This is a genomic window from Paenibacillus sp. JMULE4 (assembly GCF_013337105.1).
In the GTDB taxonomy this organism is placed as follows: domain Bacteria; phylum Bacillota; class Bacilli; order Paenibacillales; family NBRC-103111; genus Paenibacillus_G; species Paenibacillus_G naphthalenovorans.
Map to the genome: position 1 here is coordinate 305,954 of NZ_SGWF01000020.1, position 23,710 is coordinate 329,663.

Annotated in this window: 16 protein-coding genes, 9 tRNA genes, 2 rRNA genes and 2 pseudogenes; 8 read left to right on the forward strand and 21 right to left on the reverse strand. The window is 53.9% G+C overall.

Annotated elements, in window-relative coordinates; translation table 11 throughout:
• Nucleotides 1-41: 41 nt before the first annotated feature.
• Nucleotides 42-1,136, reverse strand: a complete 1,095-nt coding sequence (locus EXW96_RS24285) for a PucR family transcriptional regulator (RefSeq protein ID WP_074729710.1) — start codon at nucleotides 1,134-1,136, stop codon at nucleotides 42-44.
• Nucleotides 1,137-1,282: 146 nt separating this feature from the next.
• Between EXW96_RS24285 and EXW96_RS24290 the strand changes: the two genes are divergently transcribed.
• From EXW96_RS24290 to EXW96_RS24305, 4 genes are read left to right on the forward strand one after another with little or no spacing between them, the layout of a single operon-like run.
• A complete protein-coding gene (locus EXW96_RS24290) occupies nucleotides 1,283-2,611 on the forward strand; it encodes a nickel-dependent lactate racemase family protein (RefSeq protein ID WP_174351618.1) in 1,329 nt (442 codons plus the stop codon).
• A 26-nt stretch (nucleotides 2,612-2,637) separates the two neighbouring features.
• A complete protein-coding gene (locus tag EXW96_RS24295) occupies nucleotides 2,638-3,024 on the forward strand; it encodes a hypothetical protein (protein WP_309225211.1) in 387 nt (128 codons plus the stop codon).
• Nucleotides 3,025-3,032: 8 nt separating this feature from the next.
• Nucleotides 3,033-3,629, forward strand: coding sequence for a gluconate 2-dehydrogenase subunit 3 family protein (locus EXW96_RS24300; protein WP_074729709.1), 597 nt, complete (start codon nucleotides 3,033-3,035; stop codon nucleotides 3,627-3,629).
• Nucleotides 3,626-5,194 carry a GMC family oxidoreductase gene (locus tag EXW96_RS24305; RefSeq protein ID WP_074729708.1) on the forward strand — a complete coding sequence of 523 codons (1,569 nt, stop codon included), beginning with the start codon at nucleotides 3,626-3,628 and terminating at the stop codon, nucleotides 5,192-5,194. The genes EXW96_RS24300 and EXW96_RS24305 overlap by 4 nt, the downstream gene beginning before the upstream one ends.
• A 141-nt stretch (nucleotides 5,195-5,335) precedes the next feature.
• Here the strand turns inward: EXW96_RS24305 and EXW96_RS24310 are convergent.
• The 19 genes and pseudogenes from EXW96_RS24310 to EXW96_RS24395 all read right to left on the reverse strand — a co-directional run bounded on the left by EXW96_RS24310 (nucleotide 5,336) and on the right by EXW96_RS24395 (nucleotide 19,772).
• Nucleotides 5,336-5,411, reverse strand: a tRNA-Lys gene (locus EXW96_RS24310).
• A gap of 8 nt (nucleotides 5,412-5,419) precedes the next feature.
• Nucleotides 5,420-5,505 (reverse strand) — tRNA-Tyr (locus EXW96_RS24315).
• A 14-nt stretch (nucleotides 5,506-5,519) separates the two neighbouring features.
• Nucleotides 5,520-5,595, reverse strand: a tRNA-Phe gene (locus EXW96_RS24320).
• A 163-nt stretch (nucleotides 5,596-5,758) separates the two neighbouring features.
• Nucleotides 5,759-5,835: transfer RNA gene (locus EXW96_RS24325), tRNA-Asp, on the reverse strand.
• 12 nt (nucleotides 5,836-5,847) lie between these two features.
• Nucleotides 5,848-5,923: transfer RNA gene (locus tag EXW96_RS24330), tRNA-Thr, on the reverse strand.
• Nucleotides 5,924-5,929: 6 nt separating this feature from the next.
• A tRNA-Val gene (locus EXW96_RS24335) sits at nucleotides 5,930-6,005 on the reverse strand.
• Nucleotides 6,006-6,052: 47 nt separating this feature from the next.
• Nucleotides 6,053-6,129, reverse strand: a tRNA-Met gene (locus tag EXW96_RS24340).
• 12 nt (nucleotides 6,130-6,141) lie between these two features.
• Nucleotides 6,142-6,229: transfer RNA gene (locus tag EXW96_RS24345), tRNA-Ser, on the reverse strand.
• Nucleotides 6,230-6,305: 76 nt separating this feature from the next.
• Nucleotides 6,306-9,217: ribosomal RNA gene (locus tag EXW96_RS24350) — 23S ribosomal RNA — on the reverse strand.
• Between the two features lie 196 nt (nucleotides 9,218-9,413).
• A tRNA-Ala gene (locus tag EXW96_RS24355) sits at nucleotides 9,414-9,489 on the reverse strand.
• Nucleotides 9,490-9,586: 97 nt separating this feature from the next.
• Nucleotides 9,587-11,136, reverse strand: a 16S ribosomal RNA gene (locus EXW96_RS24360).
• Together the 16S and 23S rRNA genes with 9 tRNA genes alongside form the textbook arrangement of a ribosomal RNA operon.
• Before the next feature lie 387 nt (nucleotides 11,137-11,523).
• Nucleotides 11,524-12,006 carry a hypothetical protein gene (locus EXW96_RS27915; RefSeq protein ID WP_254611545.1) on the reverse strand — a complete coding sequence of 161 codons (483 nt, stop codon included), beginning with the start codon at nucleotides 12,004-12,006 and terminating at the stop codon, nucleotides 11,524-11,526.
• 258 nt (nucleotides 12,007-12,264) lie between these two features.
• A complete protein-coding gene (locus EXW96_RS27920; protein WP_254611546.1) occupies nucleotides 12,265-12,426 on the reverse strand; it encodes a hypothetical protein in 162 nt (53 codons plus the stop codon).
• Nucleotides 12,427-12,503: 77 nt separating this feature from the next.
• A pseudogene (gene ligA, locus EXW96_RS24370) lies at nucleotides 12,504-14,521 on the reverse strand (NAD-dependent DNA ligase LigA).
• Nucleotides 14,522-14,544: 23 nt separating this feature from the next.
• Nucleotides 14,545-16,833 carry a DNA helicase PcrA gene (gene pcrA / locus EXW96_RS24375; RefSeq protein ID WP_174351619.1) on the reverse strand — a complete coding sequence of 763 codons (2,289 nt, stop codon included), beginning with the start codon at nucleotides 16,831-16,833 and terminating at the stop codon, nucleotides 14,545-14,547.
• Nucleotides 16,834-16,839: 6 nt separating this feature from the next.
• Nucleotides 16,840-17,538 carry a heptaprenylglyceryl phosphate synthase gene (pcrB, locus tag EXW96_RS24380; RefSeq protein WP_062411079.1) on the reverse strand — a complete coding sequence of 233 codons (699 nt, stop codon included), beginning with the start codon at nucleotides 17,536-17,538 and terminating at the stop codon, nucleotides 16,840-16,842.
• A 263-nt stretch (nucleotides 17,539-17,801) separates the two neighbouring features.
• Nucleotides 17,802-18,386 (reverse strand): hypothetical protein, encoded by a 585-nt coding sequence (locus EXW96_RS24385; protein ID WP_174351620.1) that lies wholly within the window; start codon nucleotides 18,384-18,386, stop codon nucleotides 17,802-17,804.
• A 214-nt stretch (nucleotides 18,387-18,600) separates the two neighbouring features.
• Entirely contained in the window at nucleotides 18,601-19,503 is a 903-nt protein-coding gene (locus EXW96_RS24390) for a spore coat protein (protein WP_174351621.1), read from the reverse strand.
• 26 nt (nucleotides 19,504-19,529) lie between these two features.
• Complete coding sequence (locus tag EXW96_RS24395; RefSeq protein WP_054819894.1) at nucleotides 19,530-19,772, reverse strand: hypothetical protein; 243 nt, start codon at nucleotides 19,770-19,772, stop codon at nucleotides 19,530-19,532.
• 278 nt (nucleotides 19,773-20,050) lie between these two features.
• Between EXW96_RS24395 and EXW96_RS24400 the strand changes: the two genes are divergently transcribed.
• The 4 genes and pseudogenes from EXW96_RS24400 to EXW96_RS24415 all read left to right on the forward strand — a co-directional run.
• A complete protein-coding gene (locus EXW96_RS24400) occupies nucleotides 20,051-21,055 on the forward strand; it encodes a methionine ABC transporter ATP-binding protein (protein ID WP_137670922.1) in 1,005 nt (334 codons plus the stop codon).
• Nucleotides 21,055-21,711: a methionine ABC transporter permease gene (locus EXW96_RS24405; protein WP_174351622.1), complete on the forward strand. Its 657-nt coding sequence runs from the start codon at nucleotides 21,055-21,057 to the stop codon at nucleotides 21,709-21,711. Before EXW96_RS24400 ends, EXW96_RS24405 begins: the two co-directional genes overlap by 1 nt.
• Nucleotides 21,712-21,778: 67 nt before the next feature.
• Nucleotides 21,779-22,639 carry a MetQ/NlpA family ABC transporter substrate-binding protein gene (locus EXW96_RS24410; protein ID WP_074729054.1) on the forward strand — a complete coding sequence of 287 codons (861 nt, stop codon included), beginning with the start codon at nucleotides 21,779-21,781 and terminating at the stop codon, nucleotides 22,637-22,639.
• A 264-nt stretch (nucleotides 22,640-22,903) separates the two neighbouring features.
• Nucleotides 22,904-23,276 (forward strand): annotated as a pseudogene (locus EXW96_RS24415) (amino acid ABC transporter ATP-binding protein); the annotation flags it as partial.
• Nucleotides 23,277-23,392: 116 nt separating this feature from the next.
• Here EXW96_RS24415 and EXW96_RS24420 read toward each other — a convergent pair.
• The gene (locus tag EXW96_RS24420; protein ID WP_174351623.1) at nucleotides 23,393-23,683 is read right to left on the reverse strand and encodes a hypothetical protein; all 291 of its coding nucleotides are present in this window, start codon (nucleotides 23,681-23,683) and stop codon (nucleotides 23,393-23,395) included.
• Nucleotides 23,684-23,710 lie beyond the last annotated feature (27 nt).

Genomic DNA, 23,710 nt, shown 5'->3' on the forward strand with positions numbered 1-23,710 from the left:
ACCTGACCGCAGGCTGACTATGCACAATCTTCACAAAAAAATCACTTTCTTTTCGTGACTTTGTACAATAGCATAGCGATTTTGACCAGCACCGCATGATTGAAGGTCCGAACGTCCAATCCCGTTTCCTGCTTGAATCTGTCCAGCCGGTACAGCAGTGTGTTCCGGTGAATATACAGCTTTTTGGCCGTTTCGCTGACGTTGCAGTCGAGCTGAAAGAAATGCTCGAGCGTCGTTAGGGTCTCCGGATCGAACGCCAGGTCCAGACGTTGGGCGGCGCGTTCCAAAAAACCGGCCTTCTCCGCATCGGGGATCAGATGCACCAGCTTTTCAAGCTGAAGCTCCCATGGCAAATGCGTAGTGCTGCCAACATGATACGTCCGTCCCAGCATCATCGTCTCCCGCAGCTGCAATATAGCTGCATAAAGCTCTTTTGAAGGAAGAATCGGGTAATGGACAGCCAGGTGACACTCCCCCACCCATTCATTCTCCAGCATTTCATGCAATCCATAGCCCACCGCCGCAAGCAGATCCTCCTGCGTTTCTTCATCAGGGTCGCGATCCTCTTTGTCATCTATAGAAAGGATGTTTTCCGGCGCCAGCATGAGCCATTCTTTATCTGTCAAAGGAATCAATGTGATTTCGGCATCAAAAAACGACTCCAGCAGCTTCTTCAGCTCAAGATACTGCACGCGGCGGGCCGTCGTGTAATCGCCGTACAGCAGCAGCGGAATTTTGGTGGAATACAGCCCCAGCTGGGACACCAGCGTATCCGGCATCTCCGCCTGGACCAATCCGAGCTCCTGCTGCTCCCGGAACCATTCGCGTACCAGTCCCGCCTTGCGCTCCAATTCACTCACGGTTACCGGGCTTTTTTTGTCCCGGACATTCCACGCTTCCAGCATCAGCTCGACAAGCCGGCGTTCCACCGGAGTGACCGCATCCTCCCGCACCGTAAAGAGCCGGGCGTCCTGCCCTTCCTTTTGCACGAAAAAGTACACTTCCTCACCCTTGGCCAAGCTCCCCGCTCCGCTTTCCTGCGCATCGCGCCGCCAGTCGTCCCATGACCATTTGGCCGATTTTACCGGAACGTTCAACGTCTTCTCGAGCCGCTCCCTTAACAGTTCCCAATCCATGTCCTGGCTCCCAACCTTCTATAAATAATGATGAAGATTACTTCGTTCGCTGTTCTATATTGTAGCATAACTGCACTGCCGTAAAAATAAAAAGGGCGCAATGTCCGTACTTTGGCGCTCCATCATTCAGGATAATTTATTGCAATATGGAAATAATTTTTAAGAGTCTGCATTCGGACGCTATCCCGCCAATATCGAAGGAGGGCAAGGTCATTCCAAGCTTGCGTTACGGTACGAGAACTGTTTCTTTTGAAATCCCCCCGGCCTGTTCTTACGAGACGATTACTTACATGCAGGAGCAGCCATGCGCAGGGCGTGACCGCTCTTTACATCTGATCCGGGAAGCGCTTAAGGCACCGATCGACTCGCCCGGACTTCGGGAACTGGCGGCCGGACACAGCCGGGCGGTCATTCTGGTCAGCGACGGCACAAGGCTCTGTCCGACTCCGCTGCTGTTGGAACCTTTGCTTGAAGAGCTACGATCCGCGGGCATTCAAGACGACGGAATCGATATCATCGTGGCGCTCGGCGTTCATCGGAAGCATACCGAAGAGGAACTGCGGGAATTGGTGGGGGAGGCCGTATACCAAAGAATTAGGGTGTACAATCATTCCGCTCTGCCTGAGGATTGCGTGCATGTCGGAACGACCTCGCACGGCACGCCGGTGGAAATCAACCGGCGGGTGGTTGAAGCGCCGCTTCGCATCGCGACGGGCAACATCGAGCCTCATGCCCTGGTCGGCGTCTCCGGCGGGGTGAAAGCACTGATTCCCGGCGTCGCCTCGCAGTCCTGTATCGAGCACAATCACGGACTGTCTCTGCAGTACCGCGCGGCGATTGGGGATCCGGATAATCCGATTCACCGCGATCTCGAGGAAGCTCATGCCTTCGTTCCCATTCATTTTCTTCTCAACGTGATCGTCGATATGGACAGGCATGTTCTGGACGCGGTAGCCGGGAATGTGCACTCGGCTCATCGAACCGGCGCAGCTCTTGCCTCCGCCCGCTTCTTGCATCCCGTTCGCAAGCGGTACGATCTCGTCATTGTATCTCCCGGAGGGGATCCTAAAGACCGGCAGCTCTATCAAGCGGTAAAAGCTCTGCGCAATGCCGCTGCGTTTACCAAGCCGGGAGGGCCGATCCTGATGGCGGCGGAGCTTTCCGAGGGACTCGGCAACGGCATGTTTCAGTACTGGGTCGAAACGATATCGGACCGGCCGCGGATGACGGCCAAGCTGAAACAGCACTTTGTGCTCGGCGCCCATAAAATATTGCACGTAGACGAAGTGCTCAACAGCCATCCGGTGTATTTGCATTCTTCCCTCCCCCGTCACATGACGGAGCTTCTGGGCTTCCATCCGGCGGATCATCTGGAAACGGTTCTGAAAGATCTGTCGAAGACATCCCCGTTGGAACTGGCCGTCATGCCGTTCGGTTCCTTAACCTTTCCCGGGCAACCCCGGCCCCAAGCTTAATCTCACATGGAGGCGATTCCTATGAATTGGACCGGTTGGCCCTTGGAGCGCGTTGTATTTTATTTGTCGGCTTGGCTTTTTTGGCCGTGTGGGTACAGGTCACGCTATCGCATTACCGCCAGAACTTCCATCACAAAGCGATGTGGTCTCCTGTCATTTCATCGCCAATTTACAGTCTGGCAGCGATATGGATTGCCATATCCCGCCCGGATTGGCTGCTTTCTGTCTTTGTTTTCCTGATGTGGTTCGGCGTTCTGACCGGCACCGCCGGCTTCTACTATCATTTTCACGGCGTAGGCTTGCGTGTAGGCGGCTACAGCATGCGCAATTTTCTGGTCGGCCCGCCTGTCCTCATGCCTATGATGTACATCGCGATCAGCGTGCTGGGCCTGATCGCTTACTATTGGAGGTAAGTCAGCCTATGAAACGTCTTACCCGCTACCCCTCTTACAATGTGATGAACGAACAGCATGAATGGGATGAACATACGCGAAAAATCGTTAACTCCCGGCTGCAAACCTTCGGGGGCCATACCTTCCTCACAACGGTGGAAGCGGAAATGCTGAGAGCATGGTGCAGTCTGTTAATGGATGACGCCCGTCCGGAGATCATACAATTCGTGCTCGGCCACATCGACCGGTCACTGGCCTCCGGAGAGGAAAGCCAGCGCAAGCCCGGGATTCCTCCAGTCCAAGAGCTGGTTCGCCAGGGTCTGCAGGCGCTGGAAGCCGCATGCCAGTCCATCCATACGAAGCTTTTCTTTCATCTGGAGGAGAAGCAGAAAAAACAGCTTATGGAAGAGATCAGCCAGGGCGAGGCGGTTCCTCACGAAGTGTGGCGGGACGTACCCCAGCAGGTATTTTTCCAGAAGCTGCTTTCCTTGAGCATAGAAGCCTATTATTCCCATCCGGAGATATGGTCGGAAATCGGATTTGGCGGACCGGCTTACCCTCGCGGCTACGCTCGTATGGAACATCTCGATCCCTGGGAGGCGAAGGAGGAGAAGAAAAAAGAATGAAGCGGAAATACGAAAACGAAACGGTGGACGTCGTCATTGTGGGTGCCGGCGCGGCGGGAGGGGTTCTGGCCAAGGAGCTCAGTGAAGCCGGAATGCGAATCGTAGTGCTGGATGCAGGGCCGTTTCGCGACCCGCAGCACGACTTTGCCAGCGATGAGTTGGCCATGAAGCAGCTGGGCTGGCAGGATACGCGCATTGTAGATGGTGCAGACCCGCTCCAGATGGGGCACAACAATTCCGGCAAAGGGGTAGGCGGAGGCACGGTGCATTTTACCGGCGTCTTCTTGCGGTTTCACGAGACAGACTTCAAGTCTAGGACGCTTGACGGCGTAGGAGAAGACTGGCCGATCGGATACGCGGATCTGGCGCCCTACTACGATAAAGTGGAAAAAGAAATCGCCGTATCGGGTCCGAAGTATTTCCCTTGGGGATCATTCCACGGCCCCTATCCGTACCCGGAGCGTGATCCGATCAGCCCGAACGCCCAATTGTTCGCTAAAGGCTGCGAGAAGCTTGGCATTCGCTGGGTGGTCAGCCCGCTCGCCATCCTGTCAGCGCCCTTTGAGGGCCGGCCGCCCTGCATTAACCGCGGCTTCTGCACGCAGGGCTGCATGCCGAACGCCAAATTCAGCACACTGATCGTGCACATTCCAAAAGCCATACGGGCCGGAGCGGAGGTTCTTCCCGACTGTATGGTCACGCAGGTGAACGTCGGTAAAGACGGCAGGGCGACCGGCGTCACCTTCGTTCATAACGGCAAGACCTATGAACAGCGGGCTAAATTGGTCATTATCTCCGCGTATGTCGTAGAAACCCCAAGGCTTTTGTTAAACTCGGCCAATGCGCAGTTCCCCAACGGGCTTGCGAACAGCAGCGGATGGGTGGGCAAAGCGTTCATGACGCACAGCAGCAACGACGTCTACGCGCGGTTCGATCACGATGTGCGGCTGTACAAAGGAACGCCGGTACTTGCGACGACGCAGGATTTCTATCATCTAACCGGGGGTGTCACGCGCGGCTACACGCTGCACGCCCGCGGAGTCAGGCCGCTGAGCTTTGCCCAGGGCATCTCCAAGTCGGGCGGCAGCCGTCCGGTCTGGGGCACACGCCTGCGTGAAGCGGTGCTCGACTATAACGCCTATGCGCGCATTACCATGGTCGGCGAAGTGCTGCCCGACCCCGGCAACACCGTCACCCTGAGCGAATGCAAGGACTCGAACGGCATGCCGCTGGCCAAAGTCACCTTCAGCTACGGCGATAACGACAAGCGGCTTATTGATCATGCCGTAGGTACAATGAAAGACATTCTTAAAGCCGCCGGCGGAAGGCCGGAGTTCGTCGTGCCCGATACCGCCCATCTGATGGGCGGCTGCCGCATGGGGTCGGACCCGGAGAGCTCCGTGGTCAACTCCTACGGTCAGACGCATGACATTCCAAATTTGTTCATCTGTGATGCCAGTATCTTTGTTACTTCGGGTGCCGGCAATCCGACGAATACGGTCATGGCGTTGGCTTCCCGTACAGCCGACTACATTAAAGAAAAAGCCAACCTCAGGGAATTATAGCCCGTTCTCATGCTTATTGCTTGAAAATGTAAGGGGGAAGCGAATCGTTTGAATCGTCAGCGAAGAGGGCGTGAGTCGTTGCAGTAACTTTTACAAAATGCAAAAAAGAGACCTTCTAAAGGTCTCTCTACGGTCACCAAATGGTGAGCCATGTAGGACTCGAACCTACGACACCCTGATTAAAAGTCAGGTGCTCTACCAACTGAGCTAATGGCTCTTATGAACTGGTGGAGGCTGATGGATTCGAACCACCGAACTCGTCAGAGAACAGATTTACAGTCTGCTGCGTTTGGCCACTTCGCTAAGCCTCCGGATTAAAAGCCTATGGTGGCTCGGGACGGAATCGAACCGCCGACACGAGGATTTTCAGTCCTCTGCTCTACCGACTGAGCTACCGAGCCTTATGTACTATAGCTTGTCATCTATAGATCAGGTCTAATCTTTGTAAATCATGGCGGAGCCGACGGGATACTCTCGTTTCACTCGAGACTGCGATGCAGTGCTAACGAGGTTAAAGCTCCGACGAACCCTAATGGGTTCTCATCCCTTACAGGATGTAAATCATGGCGGAGCCGACGGGATTCGAACCCGCGGTCTCCTGCGTGACAGGCAGGCATGTTAGGCCTCTACACCACGGCTCCGCATCAGGATACTGGTGCCGCCGAGAGGACTTGAACCCCCAACCTACTGATTACAAGTCAGTTGCTCTACCAATTGAGCTACAGCGGCATATGATGGTGGAGGCTGACGGGATCGAACCGCCGACCCTCTGCTTGTAAGGCAGATGCTCTCCCAGCTGAGCTAAGCCTCCATCATTCGATAAACGCATATCGAACCTTTAAAAATCAATTAAAAAAATGGTAGCGGCAGAGGGGATCGAACCCCCGACCTTACGGGTATGAACCGTACGCTCTAGCCAGCTGAGCTACGCCGCCACAGTTAGCCAACGGAGAGAGAGGGATTCGAACCCTCGCACCACTTACGCAGTCTAACCCCTTAGCAGAGGGTCCCCTTGAGCCACTTGGGTATCTCTCCAAGCTTGAACAAAACTCAAGACTTGCGCCCTGAAAACTGGATCGAAACCAAGCTGCTGATCATCTTCATGTGCTTTTTGGATAAGCCCTCGACCGATTAGTATTCGTCAGCTCCACACGTTGCCGTGCTTCCACCCCGAACCTATCTACCTCGTCGTCTACAAGGGGTCTTACGTACTGGGAAATCTCATCTTGAGGGGGGCTTCACGCTTAGATGCTTTCAGCGCTTATCCCTTCCGTACTTGGCTATCCAGCCGTGCCTCTGGCGAGACAACTGGTACACCAGCGGTACGTCCATCCCGGTCCTCTCGTACTAAGGACAGCTCCTCTCAAATTTCCTACGCCCGCGACAGATAGGGACCGAACTGTCTCACGACGTTCTGAACCCAGCTCGCGTACCGCTTTAATGGGCGAACAGCCCAACCCTTGGGACCTACTTCAGCCCCAGGATGCGATGAGCCGACATCGAGGTGCCAAACCTCCCCGTCGATGTGGACTCTTGGGGGAGATAAGCCTGTTATCCCCAGGGTAGCTTTTATCCGTTGAGCGATGGCCCTTCCATTCGGTACCACCGGATCACTAAGCCCGACTTTCGTCCCTGCTCGACCTGTTTGTCTCGCAGTCAAGCTCCCTTTTGCCTTTGCACTCTGCGAATGATTTCCAACCATTCTGAGGGAACCTTGGGGCGCCTCCGTTACGCTTTAGGAGGCGACCGCCCCAGTCAAACTGCCCACCTGACACTGTCCCCATACCCGCTTAGGGCACCAGGTTAGAACTCCGATACGATCAGGGTGGTATCCCAACGTCGCCTCCACACAAGCTGGCGCTCATGCTTCTCAGGCTCCCACCTATCCTGTACAGATCGTACCAAAGTCCAATATCAAGCTGCAGTAAAGCTCCATGGGGTCTTTCCGTCTTGTCGCGGGTAACCTGCATCTTCACAGGTATTAAAATTTCACCGGATCTCTCGTCGAGACAGCGCCCAAGTCGTTACGCCATTCGTGCGGGTCAGAATTTACCTGACAAGGAATTTCGCTACCTTAGGACCGTTATAGTTACGGCCGCCGTTTACTGGGGCTTCGGTTCACAGCTTCGGTCTTACCCTAACCGCTCCCCTTAACCTTCCAGCACCGGGCAGGCGTCAGCCCGTATACTTCGCCTTGCGGCTTCGCACAGACCTGTGTTTTTGCTAAACAGTCGCTTGGGCCTTTTCACTGCGGCCCCCTCGGGCTATTCACCCTACCGGGGCACCCCTTCTCCCGAAGTTACGGGGTCATTTTGCCGAGTTCCTTAACGAGAGTTCTTCCGCGCGCCTTAGCATCTCTGCTCGCCTACCTGTGTCGGTTTGCGGTACGGGCACCTTCTCCCTGGCTAGAGGCTTTTCTTGGCAGCCTGAACTCATGACCTTCGGTACTCCAATTTTCCCTCCCCATCACAGCCCAGCCTTTCGATGTGCGGATTTGCCTGCACACCAGCCTCACTGCTTGGACGAGCATCCATCAGCTCGCGTCACTATCCTTCTGCGTCACCCCATTGCTCATAACGGTTCACGGTGGTACAGGAATTTCAACCTGTTGTCCTTCGACTACGCCTTTCGGCCTCGCCTTAGGTCCCGACTTACCCTGAGCGGACGAACCTTCCTCAGGAACCCTTAGGCTTTCGGCGGATCAGATTCTCACTGATCTTTTCGTTACTCATACCGGCATTCTCACTTGTAACCGCTCCAGCTGTCCTCACGATCAACCTTCAACGCTGTTACAACGCTCCCCTACTGCCCATTACTGGACCCATAGCTTCGGTGGTGTGTTTAGCCCCGTTACATTTTCGGCGCAGAGTCACTCGACCAGTGAGCTATTACGCACTCTTTGAATGGTGGCTGCTTCTAAGCCAACATCCTGGTTGTCTGCGCAACTCCACATCCTTTCCCACTTAACACACACTTGGGGACCTTAGCTGATGATCTGGGCTGTTTCCCTCTTGACAATGGATCTTAGCACTCACTGTCTGACTCCCGGGTTAACGTCTGTGGCATTCAGAGTTTGACTGGACTTGGTAACCCTTGGCGGGCCCCGCACCCAATCAGTGCTTTACCTCCACGACGCATCTCCCGAGGCTAGCCCTAAAGCTATTTCGGGGAGAACCAGCTATCTCCGAGTTCGATTGGAATTTCTCCGCTACCCCCACCTCATCCCCGAATTTTTCAACATTCGTGGGTTCGGGCCTCCAGTGCGTGTTACCGCACCTTCACCCTGGACAGGGGTAGATCACACGGTTTCGGGTCTACGCCTGCAAACTCATTCGCCCTATTCAGACTCGCTTTCGCTGCGGCTTCGGCTTCTCACCTTAACCTCGCTTGCAAACGTAACTCGCCGGTTCATTCTACAAAAGGCACGCCATCACTCATTAACGAGCTCTGACTTCTTGTAAGCACACGGTTTCAGGTTCTCTTTCACTCCGCTCCCGCGGTTCTTTTCACCTTTCCCTCACGGTACTGCTTCACTATCGGTCGCCAGGGAGTATTTAGCCTTGGCAGATGGTCCTGCCGGATTCCCACGAGGTTTCACGTGTCTCGCGGTACTCGGGATCCGTCTAGGGTTTTCGCAGAATTTCGGCTACAGGGCTGTTACCTTCTCCGGCCGGCCTTTCCAGACCGCTTCACCTACTCTGCTCAACCCACGTTGACGTCCCACAACCCCAGAGGGCAAGCCCCCTGGTTTGGGCTAATCCGCTTTCGCTCGCCGCTACTGACGGAATCACTTTTGTTTTCTTTTCCTGAGGGTACTTAGATGTTTCAGTTCCCCTCGTCTGCCTCCAATGCAGCTATGTATTCACTGCATGGTACGTATCTATTACGATACGCAGGTTTCCCCATTCGGACATCCCCGGATCAAAGCCTGCTTACGGCTCCCCGAGGCATTTCGTCGTTCGCCACGTCCTTCATCGGCTCCTGGCGCCTAGGCATCCTCCGTGTGCTCTTATTAGCTTAACCAATTTGGTTATTCGGTACCGACACTTACGTATCGGCTGCTGACGATTTTCTTACGAAAATCGCAGCGGGATGATTCAGCATTTTGCTTCGTTTCGATATCCAGTTTTCAAGGAACAAATCTGCTGCCGTTTTTGGCGGCAACGAATGACATTCTACCATAATGATGGGCTTCTTTCAAGTGTCATTCTGGGAAGATTGGTGGAGCCAAGCGGGATCGAACCGCTGACCTCCTGCTTGCAAGGCAGGCGCTCTCCCAGCTGAGCTATGGCCCCTTACTTATGAAGGAAAACTCCATCAAAACTGAACAAATAAGGAACGAATGTTTCTTGCTTATTGTCCGCTGACCTACCGTCAGCATGGACTCCATAGAAAGGAGGTGATCCAGCCGCACCTTCCGATACGGCTACCTTGTTACGACTTCACCCCAATCATCTACCCCACCTTCGGCGGCTGGCTCCTTGCGGTTACCCCACCGACTTCGGGTGTTGTAAACTCTCGTGGTGTGACGGGCGGTGTGTACAAGACCCGGGAACGTATTCACCGCGGCATGCTGATCCGCGATTACTAGCAATTCCGACTTCATGCAGGCGAGTTGCAGCCTGCAATCCGAACTGAGACCGGCTTATAAGGATTCGCTCCGGATCGCTCCTTCGCTTCCCGTTGTACCGGCCATTGTAGTACGTGTGTAGCCCAGGTCATAAGGGGCATGATGATTTGACGTCATCCCCACCTTCCTCCGGTTTGTCACCGGCAGTCAACTTAGAGTGCCCAACTTAATGCTGGCAACTAAGCTCAAGGGTTGCGCTCGTTGCGGGACTTAACCCAACATCTCACGACACGAGCTGACGACAACCATGCACCACCTGTCTCCTCTGTCCCGAAGGAAAGGTACATCTCTGTACCGGTCAGAGGGATGTCAAGACCTGGTAAGGTTCTTCGCGTTGCTTCGAATTAAACCACATACTCCACTGCTTGTGCGGGTCCCCGTCAATTCCTTTGAGTTTCACTCTTGCGAGCGTACTCCCCAGGCGGAGTGCTTATTGTGTTGACTTCGGCACCAAGGGTATCGAAACCCCTAACACCTAGCACTCATCGTTTACGGCGTGGACTACCAGGGTATCTAATCCTGTTTGCTCCCCACGCTTTCGCGCCTCAGCGTCAGTTACAGTCCAGAAAGCCGCCTTCGCCACTGGTGTTCCTCCACATCTCTACGCATTTCACCGCTACACGTGGAATTCCGCTTTCCTCTCCTGCACTCAAGCCACCCAGTTTTCGGTGCGATCCGGGGTTGAGCCCCGGGCTTATACACCAAACTTAAGCGGCCGCCTGCGCGCGCTTTACGCCCAATAATTCCGGACAACGCTTGCCCCCTACGTATTACCGCGGCTGCTGGCACGTAGTTAGCCGGGGCTTTCTTCTCAAGTACCGTCACCCTCAGGGCAGTGACTCCCCAAGGCGTTCTTCCTTGGCAACAGAGCTTTACGATCCGAAAACCTTCTTCACTCACGCGGCGTTGCTCCGTCAGACTTGCGTCCATTGCGGAAGATTCCCTACTGCTGCCTCCCGTAGGAGTCTGGGCCGTGTCTCAGTCCCAGTGTGGCCGATCACCCTCTCAGGTCGGCTACGCATCGTCGCCTTGGTGAGCCGTTACCCCACCAACTAGCTAATGCGCCGCAGGCCCATCTGTAAGCCACAGCTTGCACCGTGTTTCTTGATCCCTCCATGCGGAGAAACCACCTATCCGGTCTTAGCTACCGTTTCCGGTAGTTATCCCGGTCTTACAGGCAGGTTGCCTACGTGTTACTCACCCGTCCGCCGCTCCAGGGGGCTCCCGTAAGGGAGCACCCCTGGCGCTCGACTTGCATGTATTAGGCACGCCGCCAGCGTTCGTCCTGAGCCAGGATCAAACTCTCCAATAAAGGGCGACTTTCACCAGCCGGAGCCGGTCAAAACGCTTGTTTATCGTACAGAGCTGATTTAGCTCAAATGTGTTATTGCACTAAGCATTCGTTCTTATTTGTTCAGTTTTCAAAGAGCTTTCGTCAATGTTGCAAATTTTGTCAGACAAGAATTAATCTTATCATTTTTCATCAGGATTTGCAACAGATTTTTATTTCCATCGCCGTTAGGACTCACCGTTTGTTTCGGACAAGCTTTTCGGCGACAAGGGATAATGTATCATAAATCCAGGGGTAAATGCAATACCTTTTTTCTACAAATACATTAACTGTTCCACCGATCCATTCCAGCGCCATACCGGGCCTTTGCCATGAGCCTGATATCCTCCAAGCCACCGCTTTATCCCGTTAAACATGCACATAATCCGCCCTGCCTTGAAGAAGCTCGCAACCTAATGAAGTGGGCCGGATACGGACATAGCGTAAACTGTCGGAATCCAGATTGCCGCTATAATCGGGAAGACGCCCTCCTTCCAGCTCAATAACCGGATGCTCAGCGTGAACAAGCTCGTCAAGCTCCGCCCAAAATTGTACGACGCCCATCCCTAAATCATTGAACTGATTGCTGATTTGGGCAAATAAAGAAACAGGCTGAACTATACCGTTGGCAACCCCTTCAAGAATGGCCTCCTGTACGGCACTCAGTCCGTTCCTCACCGACGGGAACCTGCGCAAATGGCACAGGATAGCCCGATACAAATAAGGAAGAGCGGATATATCCCGCTTCAGCAAGAAAACCAAAGCTTCAGGGTTACTTCCCGCATAAGCCTCCCACGCCTGCCGTGCAAGCTGAAATTGTTCAACCGTTACCTCTTTCCAGGAACCATACAATGAAGCCGTCTCTTTGTGCTCGACTGACCCAAGCCTTTAAAAGGGTGCACACCCGGAAACGAATCTATGCAGACAAGATTTATGGATACCGCCCCCCGTTCTCGTGCGGCCAACCATTGGAGCAAGTAAATAAGCAGGGTCTGATCAAACAGATCGTGCTCGAACCAAAGAACAACCTCGTCATGCTCACGATACCGTTCCAGCACTGTCTCCTGCTCCTCCGTGTACCTTCTAAATAATCCCTCCGGAACCCCTTTTTCAGTAAAATAGCGCTGGCCGCGCTTCACGTGTCGCGGGATCCGTAAAAGCAGCGGAAATGGGCCCCTCATACAGCGCCTCCCGCCAAACGAGAATATTCTCTCCCAGCACAACCTCTCTCAACCGGTCGGCAAAGCAATCCCCATTCACAAGATGCAGCATAACCAATCCAACCTCCTCCAAAAATAATACCGCCGGACAAATCTCATCCCGGCGGTCGATTAGATAATAGGCGCGGGCTATGCTTCTCCCAGCAGCCGCTTCAGCTCTTCTTCATCGTCGATAATACGGATACCCAGTTCCTGCGCCTTGGTCAGCTTACTTCCCGCGCTTTCACCGGCAATGACAATATCCGTTTTCTTGGAGACGCTCCCCGTTACCTTCGCGCCCAGCTTCTCCAGCTTTTTGGCCGCCTCGTCACGGCTCATGGAAGACAGCGTTCCCGTGAGCACGACGGTTTTGCCGAAGAACGGGTTATCCTCGTCTACGACAGCGGGAGCTTCCTCACTGACCGGCTTTACGCCGGCTGCAAGCAGCCGTTCGATGCTGCGCCGCATGGCAGGATCCTGGAAAAAACCTACGATGCTATCGGCCACAATCCCTCCGATATCGGGCAAGGTGACAAGCTCTTCGGGAGTAGCCTGCATGAGCTTCTCAAGACTGCGGTAATGATCCGCCAATTCCTTGGTCGTCGTTTTCCCCGTGTTTGGAATGCCGAGGCCGTATAAAAAGGATGCCAGATCCGGCTGTTTGCTTTTCTCGATGGCAGCAATCAAATTCTCCGACTTCTTCTGACCGAACCGTTCCAGCCCGATCAAATCCTCGAACGTCAAATAGTAAAGATCGGAAGGGTCCCGAACCCCTAATGTGTCATAGAGCTGCTCCGCCGTTTTCTCGCTGAAGGTTTCAATATCCATCGCGTCGCGGGACGCAAAATGGGTAATGCGGCCCACGAGCTGCGGGCGGCAGTCCAGACGATTCGTACAGAACAAATGCGGCCCCTTCTTCTCAAGCGCATGTCCGCAGGAAGGACAGGTATCGGGAGCAACAATCTCCTCCCCATCGGCCTCATCCGTTACTTTGCCGAGTATTTCGGGAATCACGTCATTGGAACGCCTAATATAAACGAGGCTTCCCAGCCCATATTTTAAATTTTTGCGTTCGATATCCTCTATATTATTGAGCGTACAGTTCTGGACCGTCACGCCTCCGATATCCACCGGCTCGACACGGGCCAGAGGGGTCACTTTGCCGGTTCGGCCTACGTTCCATGTAACGCCAAGCAGGGTGGTAACCGCTTCTTCCGCCTCGAATTTATAGGCAACCGCCCACCGGGGGAATTTATCCGTATAGCCCAGCACATCGCGAGTACGCATATCGTTAATTTTGACCACAAGCCCGTCAATCAGAAAATCAAACGTATCGCGCATCTCTGCAAGCTTCTCGAGCTCGTCTGCCACCGCATCGATGCTGTCCAGGAATTTCACCATCGGACTGACCTTAAATCGATTATCGCGCAAAAAGGCAACCATCTCTTGATGATCCCGGAACTTCAACGCATCGGAATAGCCTACATTGTAAAAATAAGCATTCAGCTTGCGCTCAGCCGTCACCTTCGGATTCAGGTTGCGAAGCGCTCCAGCCGCGGCATTGCGTGCGTTCTTGAGCGGCTCTGCAGCCGTCCGGTTATAGGCGTCAAGTACGGACAGGTTCATGATCCCCTCCCCCTGTACCTCTATCACGCCCTCTTTATACGGAATTTGCAGCGGAATGGACTTGATCGTCTTTACCTGAGGCAAAATGCCTTCACCCACCACTCCGTTGCCGCGGGTAGCCGCTTGAACAAGCTCGCCGCGGTCATATGTCAGGTTCAGGGTCAGGCCGTCAAATTTCAGCTCCACGACGAAAGATAAAGGCGGAAGCAGGTTCTCCGGATTCTGTGCATTGTATTGATCCACCAGTTTTTGAGCCCGTTGGTACCATGCCATCAAATCGTCGCGATTCTGTGCTTTGTCGAGGCTCCAAAGTCTGGAGAGGTGGCGGTGAGGCTCAAAGCCTTTGAGCAGTTCTCCCCCACCCGCTGTGTCGGCGAATGCGGCAGTACCGTCCCGGTTTCCGCCTCCAGCTCGACCAGCTTCGCATAAAGCGCATCATACTCGGCATCGCTGATGGAAGGCTGGTCCAATGTATAGTACAGATAGTTATGCTTATTGATTTCTTCTATGAGGGTTTGCATGGTTTCCATAGCATCCGGCATGGTCAGTTCGTCCTCTCCTGGCTCTATTCATTTGCTTTGGTAATCGGGGCGAATTTGGCCAGCAGCCGCTTGACCCCAATGGGAGCCGGGAAAGCGATCTGCAGCTCGGTGTCTTCGCCCGAGCCTTTGATCGCAACGACAACGCCCGTGCCCCATTTGCCGTGCGAAACTTTGTCGCCCATGGCAAAGTCCACCGCCTTCGGCGTGGCTCCCCCCGGGGCAGGCGCACCGGCGCCGCGGAAGCTCACGGGCGCCCGGCCCGCAGCCGGCGTGCCGCCGAAGGCTCCGGCGCTGCCGAAGCGGCGTTCGCCGCCGCCCCACGCCGTTCCGGTACCGCCGCGGCTGAACCCGCCTCCGGCGCGTACAGCCTCCACGAGCTCCTGCGGGATCTCGTTTATGAAACGCGACGGAGCGTTCGCCGACGTCCGCCCGAACAGCGTGCGCATCCGTGCACACGTCAGGTACAGCTCCTCTTCGGCACGCGTGATGCCGACATAAGCAAGCCGCCGCTCCTCCTCAAGCTCCTCATTATCCATCAGCGCACGGCTGTGCGGGAATACGCCCTCCTCCAGGCCGATAATGAACACGACCGGAAACTCCAATCCCTTAGCGCTGTGCATCGTCATCAGCACGACGCCCTGCTTGCCCGCTTCGGGGTCGTTATTCATCGAATCGATATCGGCGATCAGCGCGAGGTCCGTGAGAAACGAAACGAGCGATTTATCTTCGTTGCGTTTCTCAAATTCCATCGTGACCGACAGAAACTCGTCGATGTTCTCCAACCGGGCTTGCGATTCAAGCGTGTTTTCCCGCTTCAGCTCGTCACGGTAATGCGTCATCTCAAGCATCTTCTCGGTCAGCTCCGTCACGGACAAATAATCGACCATCCGATACAGGTTTTCGATCATTTCGCGAAAATCCGAGAGCGCATGGCGCGCTTTGGCGCCAATTTCCATACTGTCAACGTTTTCCAGCATGGCAAACATCGATACGCCGAATTGACCGGCTGCCGCAGCCAGCTTGTCTACCGTCGCATCTCCGATCCCCCGCTTAGGCACGTTAACCACGCGGGCAAAGCTGATATCGTCATCCGGATTGGAAATCAGCCGCAAATAGGCCAAAATATCTTTAATCTCTTTGCGGTCATAGAACTTGATTCCGCCTACAATCTGATAAGGAATATCCGACTTGATCAAAATTTCTTCGATGACCCGGGACTGCGCGTTGGTACGGTACAGAATGGCATGATCGCTGTATTTACGGCCCTGCTCAACCTGTTTGCGAATTTCGCTTGTAATATAGTAGCCTTCCTCATGCTCGGAATCGGCCTGGTACAGCCGGATTTTATTTCCTCCGCTTTTGTCGGTCCACAGATTCTTCCGCTTCCGTCCGAGGTTATTGGCAATGACTTTATTCGCCGCATTCAGAATCGTAGAGGTCGAACGGTAATTTTGCTCAAGCAGAATGGTCGTCGCATTCGGATAATCCTTCTCGAAATCGAGAATATTGCTGATGTCCGCTCCGCGCCAGCGATAAATCGACTGGTCGCTGTCGCCCACGACGCAGATGCGTTGATGCTTGCTCGCGAGCAAACGGCACAGCATATACTGCGCACGGTTCGTATCCTGGTATTCGTCGACGTGAATATACTGGAACTTGTTCTGATAAAAATCAAGCACCTCCGGCATTTGCTGGAACAGCTCTATCGTCTTTATGATCAAGTCGTCGAAATCAAGCGAATTGTTGCTTTTGAGCTTTTTCTGGTAGAGCGCATAGACCTTGGCAACGATTCCGTCAAAATAATCGCCGATCCTCTGCTCGAATTTCTCCGGCGTAATCAGCTCGTTCTTGGCGTTGCCGATAACCGCTTGCACGGCCTTCGGCTCGAATTTTTTGGAATCGATGTTCAGCTCCTTCATGCAGTTCTTGATCACGGAAAGCTGATCTCCCGAGTCGAGAATGGTGAAATTCGAAGTGAACCCGATTCTTGAAATATCCTTGCGCAAAATACGGACGCACATCGAGTGGAAGGTCGATACCCAAATATCCTGCCCCTGCGGCCCCACCAGCGCGCTGACGCGCTCCTGCATTTCCCTTGCGGCCTTATTCGTAAACGTGATGGCCAGGATGCTCCAAGGCGCCGCCTTGCGGGTTGCGATCAAATAAGCGATCCGGTGCGTCAACACGCGCGTTTTGCCGCTTCCCGCGCCGGCCATGATCAGCAGAGGCCCGTCTACCGTCTCGACGGCTTGGCGCTGCTGCGGATTCAGTTTTTCAATCGCTTTAAAAATATCTGTCGTTTCATTTATCATTTGTTTTTATTCCCTTTCTGCAGCTTTTCCATAACGCACGGCGTCGACCGTGGCCAAAGCAAGCTCCAAATTCTCATACACGGCATTGCCTACTACAATCGTGTGTGCCGCTTCAGCCGCTTGCCGCGCTTTCTCGGGCCCATCAATGCCGCCGCCGTAAAACAGCCGTGCCTGGCTCAGCAGACTGCGTACTCTTCTGACCAACGCCATGTCGCCGAACGTGCCGCTGTACTCCAAATATACGATCGGACAGCGGAACAGCCGATCAGCCATACGCCCGTACGCTTCAACGTCTTTGACGCTTAGACGGGTGTCGGCCTCCGTCAGTTTGGCCGCGGTGGCGTCTCCGTTCAATATGATATAGCCTTCGGTCACGATCTGATCCCAATCGATAATAGCACCGTATTCCTTCAGCGCCTGATGGTGCCGGCCGACGATCCACTGGGTATCACCCGCGTTGAGCACAACAGGAATCATAAACAGGTCAAATCCGGGGACAATCGCCTCCTGATCGGATATCTCCAGCACGCAGGGCACCTCGTAGCGCCGGATACGCGCCAGCAGATCGACCGTGTTGTCGAACGTAACGCCCGTCGAACCGCCAACCATCACGGCGTCCGTTCCGGACAGGCATACGCGCTCCAGGGCATCGTCCGATATGTCCCGGTCCGGGTCCAGTTTAAAAATATGCTTCCATTGTTCCATTCGCAAATGCAAGGGGATGCCTCCTGTTCGTGTGAAAAGGGCCGAAACGCACCCCGGTCAAAGGGGTACGATATTCACTATCAGCTTGTCTAGAATAAAGTCTATGCTACCCCGGAGGAAGTGTCAAATGCCGGACTTATAAAGGAAATATCCTCTATTATATCATATTCGCCGAACGAAAAGAGAATGTATGTTCCCATAAAAACAAAAAACAGAGCACCTCCAAGGATGCTCTGTGTCTCAGTGTATGAAGCGTTACGGGTCTATGAGCGCGTCTGAAAATCCGTCACGATCAAACGGTCGCCCTGCACGCGGTAAGCCGACTCATGCTGCATAACCGACTCGCCGTAATCAAATCTCGTTCTTCCCGTCAAGGAAATCTTATACTGGCCCGGGGCCGGCTGCGATTTGTTCAGTTCATACTTGCTCCATTCGCTTCGCAAGCCCAGCATCGCTTTAGTGCTGTTCGCCTGATAGGTGCCTATCGTGTAGTCATGCCGGTAAAAATAATCGATCATCCGCTGCGCCATCTCGGGAGTATACACCTGCTCCAAATGCGTCCGCATCTCCTGCATCGCATACCTATCCATTTCACCCGTCGGCGGGGAAGAAAGTACTTTATGCGTCCAATCGTCCACCTGACGGATCCACGCGATGACCTGTTCGTCGGATTGGTTCATGATTTCCTTGTTCATCGGCGGCGGCGTGATCCGGCTGAATGTCTGGAGCAGCTGTTCCCGGCCTACGGTTTTTTGCAGCGTCTTTATATTGGTAGAGTTGTGATCCCCTTGTGTCTGGCAACCGGCAAGCAGCCCGGTAATCAGAACCAATGTCAACCATAGTCTCATCGGACGAAGCCCCTCCTGCTGTGGCGTTTTTCTCGTATTATGGTTCAAAAACGAAAAAATATACCGCATTGGACGCCCCAAGGAACTTCTTGAGACGTCGGACTGAGTCCATTGCGACGATCCATACCGTACTTCTTTAAATAAAAAACTCTGCTTCCCTTCATTTATAAATAAAGGTTCGCAGAGTCTTGTTCGGGTTACATCATACTTGCTGTTAAGAGAACTGTCGCCCCGATGGAGACGATGGCGTCTTGGTATGGTTTGTGGTCAATACCGACGTCTGAATGCCTGTGGAGGCATCCGAAGCGGAAGAGTGAACCCCAAAACTGTAACCTCCGCCGAGACGCGCCGCCGGAGAAGTTATTCCGGATACAGAATGGCTTTGATCCTGCCGTTCTCTGGAGTCGTTTGCTTCCTGTAATCCGCTGCTGAATTTATTGCTCGTATAGTCCTGTACCGATTTGGCTGTAAAGTTATCCTGGCTGTCCGTACCGGACACCGAGGACTTTGAGCCATAATGACTTTCCTGCGACTCGGCGGCAGAGGAGCCGAAGCTGTGGCCCGGGTGAACGCCTTGGCCGAAACCGGACGCTGGCGCCGAACCGAAACTTTGGTGCGGATAGGCTCCAAAGCTGCCGCCCGTGGTATAAGAGGAAGCTCCCGAAGAAGCGACGCCTTGGTTCCCGTAACCTGCCGCACCTGCTGTATGCCCTGATTGGAACGGCTGCTGGATTGCGGCCTGCTGGATCGGCTGCTGATAGGCGCTTCCGCTTTGAATCGCCTGCTGGACAACCGAATGCAGCTGCTCCGCTTTGCGGATGTGCTGCTGCAGCTCCTGCTGCACTTCCTGCTGGGTAGCCATGGAAATTGAGCCGTAGCCGTTGATTTGACTCAGGACATCAAACAATTCTGCTTGGTCCTGCAGCGTTTTTTGCGTTAGGCCCGCGAATGTTTGACGGATCACCGGATGCGTCGCTTCAAGCGCAGCTGTGGTGTATTCACGAGCGGCGCGCTTCAGCTCCGATAGTACGAGATTGGCCGTATCCTGCTCATTCAAATGAAAATGATGGGCTTGTGCTTCGGCTTGCCGGGGGCTAATCGGGTTTTGTTGGTACATTATTGTACGCGCCTCCTATGTAGTTTTTAGTGGCTCATCTGCGTATGCTGCTGCAGCGTCCGGAGCAAATGATCCGTATTTTGAAGACGATCCTGAGCAATTTGCGCCAGCTTTTGTTTGAGTTGGGGGGTTTGGCTTTCCGCCACCCCCTGCGCGGCAATTTTGGCAAGCAGTTCTTCATTTTTCAAACAATCCGAAATGTAAGCCAGCTCTTTGGAACTGACCGTATTCATGTTCTGCTGCTGTTGCTGTTGCTGTCCTGTATACATGGCAGAATCCTCCTTTCATTATCGACAAAAGGTAGGTTGTCCGCACCGGTGGGAAAATATGTATGGCCAGATCTCAAGTTTGATTTGCGTTTCAACGCAGAAAGACGAGCGGCTCATTTGCCGCTCGGTTCTGCTATCAGCGGATCATCCGCATTGGCCTACCGAATTATTTCTTTTCCATACGGAAAAACTATTGAAAATTGCCTAATGTTAATGTATATTAATCCAATGGTATAACTAGGTTATTATAGTAGCTTTTTGGAAAGGAGGGATTGACGCTGATCGAGCTGCACCAAGTGAGCAAGACATACCGGACTCACGGGGCTGTGACCGAGGCGCTGTTTAATGTCGGACTGAAGGTTGACAAAGGCGATATTTTCGGCGTAATCGGCCACTCCGGCGCCGGGAAGAGCACGCTGCTGCGCTGCGTCAATCTGCTCGAACGTCCGACGTCGGGTCGAGTCATTGTGAACGGAAAAGAACTGACAGCGCTGCGGGAGAAAGAGCTGCAGCAGGAGCGGCGGCGGATCGGCATGATTTTCCAGCATTTTAATTTGTTGACGACTGCTACGGTCACGGAGAACATCGCATTCCCGCTGAAGCTAGCCAAGTGGTCTTCCTCCCGTATACGGGCGCGGGTAGACGAACTGCTGGAGCTGGTAGGACTAAGAGACCATGCGGGCAAATATCCGGCCCAACTGTCGGGTGGGCAGAAGCAGCGGATCGGCATCGCCCGGGCGCTCGCGACGAACCCCGACGTGCTGCTGTGCGACGAGGCGACGTCCGCGCTCGATCCGCAGACGACCCAATCGATTCTGCAGTTGCTGCTGGATATTAACGCCAAGCTGGGCATCACGATACTACTCATTACACACGAGATGCACGTCATTCGTTCGATCTGCAACCGCGTAGCGGTGATGGACGGCGGCCGCATTGTCGAGGAGGGCGACGTGCTTGACGTATTTCTCAAGCCGAAGCATGCCGTTACCCGCGAATTCGTCGGGCAGGTGTCGGAGTGGCCGGACGATCAATTCGCTTACGCGCATCGGGGAGGACGGCTCTTGCGCATTCATTTTGTCGGTGAATCGACCTACGAACCGGTGCTGTATGAGGTGGTCCGCGAAACGGCCGCAACATTCGCCATTTTGCAGGGAACGGTGTCGCGGATGAAAAACACTCCCTACGGGCAGCTGCTCATCGAGCTTCGCGGAGAAACGGCCGATATGGACCGTATCGTTGATCGGCTGCGGGATCGCGGCGTCGATGTGGAGGTGGTGTCGTAATGTTCAGCAATATTCGTTGGAACGAAGTATGGAGAGCGTCCCAAGATACGCTGATCATGCTCGGCTTTTCGCTAGTATTCACCGTGCTGCTCGGGCTGGTTCTGGGCGTACTGCTGTTCGTGACGGGACGGGGCCAGATCCTGGAGAACGGCGTCGTTCACCGGACGCTGTCTGTCATCGTCAACATTACCCGTTCGGTGCCGTTCGTTATTTTGATGATATCCATTTTTCCGTTGACCAAATGGATTGTCGGCACTTCCATCGGCGTCAAAGGGTCGATACCGCCGCTAGTCATCGCCGCTGCGCCGTTCTTCGCTCGGCTTGTGGAGGCCGCGCTGCGCGAGGTGGATCGCGGCGTCATTGAAGCGGCGCAGGCAATGGGTGCTTCGAAGTGGACGATCGTATGGCGGGTGCTGCTTCGAGAAGCACGTACAGGCATTATCGCGGCGGTTACGGTGACGGCCGTCACGCTCGTCTCCTATACGGCGATGTCCGGCGTCGTAGGCGGAGGCGGGCTGGGCGATCTGGCGATCCGCTACGGGTACCAGCGTTTTCAGCCCGATGTCATGATTGTGACCGTTGTGCTGCTTGTTGTGCTCGTCCAACTGCTGCAATCGCTCGGCGACCTGCTCGTACGGAAGTATATCCGCCGTTAAGAGGATGCTGTACCCGCACGAGTCTCGCATAAAAACTGGTTTAGGAAGGAAAGGGGAGTTATCGAAAATGAAAAAAGTTTGGTTATCGTTGGTCGCGCTTGTGCTGATGGCGGCATTGGTCGCTTGCGGCACTAAGCAGAACACGCCTGGTCAGGCAAGCGGCGGAGAGAGCAGCCCTCCCTCCGAAACGCAGCAGGAAGTAACGCTGAAGGTCGGAGCTACGCCCGTGCCGCACGCGGAAATATTGAATGCGGTAAAGGACGCGCTGGCCAAAGAGGGCGTCAAGCTGGAAATCCTCGAGTTTAACGACTATGTTCAGCCGAACGTCCAGGTATACGAGAAGCAGCTGGATGCGAACTTTTTCCAGCACACGGCCTATCTTGAGCAGTTCAACAAGGAACGTTCCTATGATCTGGTGAAAGTGACGGGGGTTCACATCGAACCGATCGGCGTCTACTCCAAGAAGGTGAAAAGCTTGGATGAGCTGAAGGAAGGGGCTAAGATCGCAATTCCGAACGACCCGACCAATGGAGGCCGCACGCTCAGCCTGCTTGCCAAGCACGGGTTGATCAAGCTGAAGGAAGGCGTGGACGTCGACGCGACAGTCGGAGATATCGAGCAGAACAACAAAAAGCTGGAGTTCGTCGAGCTGGAGGCGGCCACGCTGCCGCGCGCGCTTGACGAGGTTGATGCCGCGGCCATTAATACGAACTATGCACTGACGGTCGGACTGGTACCGAACGAAGATGCGCTGATCATTGAAGATAAAGATTCGCCTTATGCGGATAGGCTGGTCAACATTCTGGCCGCACGTCCGGACAACAAGGACAGCGATGCGATCCAGAAGCTGGCCAAAGCGCTTAATTCGCCAGAAGTCAAGAAGTTTGTGGAAGAGAAGTACAAAGGCGCAGTCGTACCTACGTTCTAATTAAAACGAAGCAAAAAGGCCGTTTCGGCGTCGCGATGACACCAAAGCGGCCTTCTTGCATATCTTTGACCCCGAAATCTTAAAAAGATTTCATCCATTCCTGATATAATGCGAACACCATGAAGCACATACTTTTTCTGCTTGTAAATCAATTCCCCCTGTCCCTCCAGGACAAATATCATATAGAAATAAGGAACCATTTTCGGCCCGATTCGGTGATTTATCTCCGATTCATCCACTCCGATGCTCACCGGCCATACGGCGCTGGATAAGGTCGGCCTGTCAGAGAAATATAACGCTTATCCAGCTTAATTGTCGGGCGGACAACAGCAGCGTGTCGGCATAGCACGGGCCATTGCCGTTAATCCCGAGGTCATTTTATTTGATGAGCCCACCTCTGCCCTGGACCCGGAATTGGTCGGTGAAGTATTGCAGGTCATGAAAAAGCTGAACCACTATGGTGGTTGTCACACATGAAATGGCTTTTGCGGAAGACGTGGCGACCAAGGTCATCTTTATGGACAACGGCGTTGTGGTTGAAGAAGGAACCGCCAAGGATATTTTCGGCAACCCGAAAGAACAAAGAACGAAACAGTTTTTAAGCAGTGTTTTAAAAAATATGGATTATTCGATCTGATTCGACTTTAGGCCGTTCGCCAATCCCGAAGGGAACGGATGTTCAAGGAAATGCAGCGGGTTAAGCCGTCGCCTTGCACCCGGGTGACTGTGGGGGGGTAAGGCGATAAAACGGCCTTAACGGATTTGTTCAATTCCGATAATGAATCTGTTGGCCCTAAAAATCTTCACTTTATAGCGGCGTCCTTCTTGCAGATCGACATACCCTTTCGCCATCTCATAAGTGTGTCCGTCGCTGGTTCGCACTTGATCGCCGCCCCTCCTGGGATCCCATCTTTCCGTGATGACGACCTCCTTTGTTACGGGGCCCTTCACAATATCCGTTACGAAGCACCCGAACATGAAGATCAAGTACAACAATCCCAAATATAAAATAGCAACAAACAGGTAGCCAAACTTATATCTCACACGATTTTTCAGCCGGGTTCTGAAAAA